The 877-nt window shown below is 41.8% G+C and carries 1 protein-coding gene; it reads right to left on the minus strand.

Going from position 1 to position 877, the window contains the following annotated elements:
• Nucleotides 1-877, minus strand: an 877-nt coding sequence (locus GMD6S_RS09640) for an HAD-IC family P-type ATPase (protein ID WP_000223312.1), incomplete at both ends; no start/stop codon positions are given.

The following is an 877-nucleotide window of genomic DNA, read 5'->3' on the forward strand; positions in this document are numbered from 1 at the left end:
TGGTCATATCAATAGCCCGCGCTTCTTCCTTAAAACCTGCCTTACGAGCCACCCCATATACAGCCACATGATTATCACCACTGATAATCTTCACTTCAACACCTTGAGATTCGAAATAGTCAAAGGTTTCCTTGGTATTGTCCTTAATCTCATCTGACAAAACGACGTGGCCTAGTAGTTCCATATTAGCTGGACTAGTAATCTGGTCCTTGCTATGAGCGAGTGTTAAGATTCGAAAACCTTGCTGTTTCAGATGCTCATAGTAGGCATCCATCGGCTGGGTAAAGCCTAGAAATTCATAGGCTCCGAAGAAATAGGTCCCACTGTCTTTTACTTGGACAAAGGAATACTTGTTTTTACTTGAAAAGGCACCAACTTCTTGAACTTCCCACTTTTTCTCACAGGTTAAGTAAGTCTTCAGAGCTCGGGAAGTTGCATTTTCATCCTCGAAATAAGCCAGATAAGAAGATAGTTTCTCTGCCACATTAGCATTCATTTCTTGGACCTTCATATTCCCCGTCGTGATAGTTCCTGTCTTATCAAAACAAAGAACATCTACTCGCGCCAAGGTCTCTACACAGTATAGTTCCTGCACTAGAACCTTCTTTTTAACCAACTTCATGGCTGCTACCGCTAGGGAGACGCTAACCAATAGAATCAAACCCTCTGGAATCATGCCGACCAAGGCACCTGAACTTCCTAAAACAATCTCAACATAAGACCGTCCTAGACTAAAACCTCTGATATAGAGCAGAATGGCAACTGGCACCAGCAAGATCGAGACGATTTTTAAAATCTTATCCATGTAATCGCGTAGTTGAGAAGGGTATTTTTTGAATTCCTTGCTGGATTTTGCGAGTTTGTTGATATAACTATC

It is taken from the genome of Streptococcus sp. GMD6S, from assembly GCF_000297015.1.